The sequence below is a fragment of the Motilibacter deserti genome, assembly GCF_011250635.1.
In the GTDB taxonomy this organism is placed as follows: Bacteria; Actinomycetota; Actinomycetes; order Motilibacterales; family Motilibacteraceae; genus Motilibacter_A; species Motilibacter_A deserti.
Genome location: NZ_JAANNP010000253.1, coordinates 1 through 864 on the forward strand (window position 1 = coordinate 1; position 864 = coordinate 864).

The following is an 864-nucleotide window of genomic DNA, read 5'->3' on the forward strand; positions in this document are numbered from 1 at the left end:
GGCGGCTGCCGCCGAAGAGCTGCGAGCGGTGCTGGACCGTCCACCGACGCCTGAAGAGACCGCCGCCGTGCGCACGGCACACCGCGAGGCGTACGCCGCGCTGCGCCCGACGGTGCGCCCGACGCACGGTGCCCGCGAGCTCGTGGACGGGCTGCGTGGGCGCGGCGTCCCCGCCGTCGTCGTGACCGGCAGCGGCCCCGACGCGACGCGCGACGTGCTCGCCGAGGTGGGCGCCGCGCCGCTGCCTGTCGTCCACACGGGCGGCGCGGTCCCGCCGAAGCCGGACCCGACCTCGCTGCGAGCCGGGCTCGACGCGCTCGGCGCCTCCGCAGAGGGCGCCTGGGCGGTGGGCGACAGCGTGTGGGACATGCGGGCGGCGAGCGCGCTGGGCCTCACGGCCGTAGCCGTCCGCAGTGGCGGGATCGGCGACGACGCGCTGCGGGCCGCAGGGGCCGAGGCCGTGGTGGACGACGCTGCCGCGGTGCTCGAGCTCGTCGCGGACGCCTGCGACGAGCCGGCGCGGGTGGGCGCGTGACGGGCACCGGTCGCTCCCCGGGCGCCGCCGCGCTCGCCGCGCTCGACCGGGTCCCCGGGGCGGTGGTGACCCGACCGGAGGACGCGGGCTACGACGAGGCCCGCCAGGTGTGGAACGCGATGATCGACCGGCGGCCGGCAGCGGTCGTACGCTGCGCCGACGCGCCCGCCGTCAGCGCGGCCCTGCGCGTGGCCCGGGAGGCCGGCGCCCCGGTGCGCGTCCGCGGCGGCGGGCACAGCGTCGCCGGCAACGGTGTCGCCGACGGTGCCGTCGTCATCGACCTGTCGCCCCGCGCCGACGTCACGGTCGACCCGGATCGGCTCGTCGCC

Annotated in this window: 2 protein-coding genes; both read left to right on the forward strand. The window is 79.6% G+C overall.

Annotated features, from left to right (window positions below; genetic code table 11):
* A partial coding sequence (locus G9H71_RS22880) for an HAD family hydrolase (RefSeq protein ID WP_196792396.1) occupies positions 1-535 on the forward strand: 535 nt, incomplete at its 5' end.
* A partial coding sequence (locus G9H71_RS25400) for an FAD-binding oxidoreductase (RefSeq protein ID WP_331273214.1) occupies positions 532-864 on the forward strand: 333 nt, incomplete at its 3' end. The genes G9H71_RS22880 and G9H71_RS25400, both read left to right, overlap by 4 nt.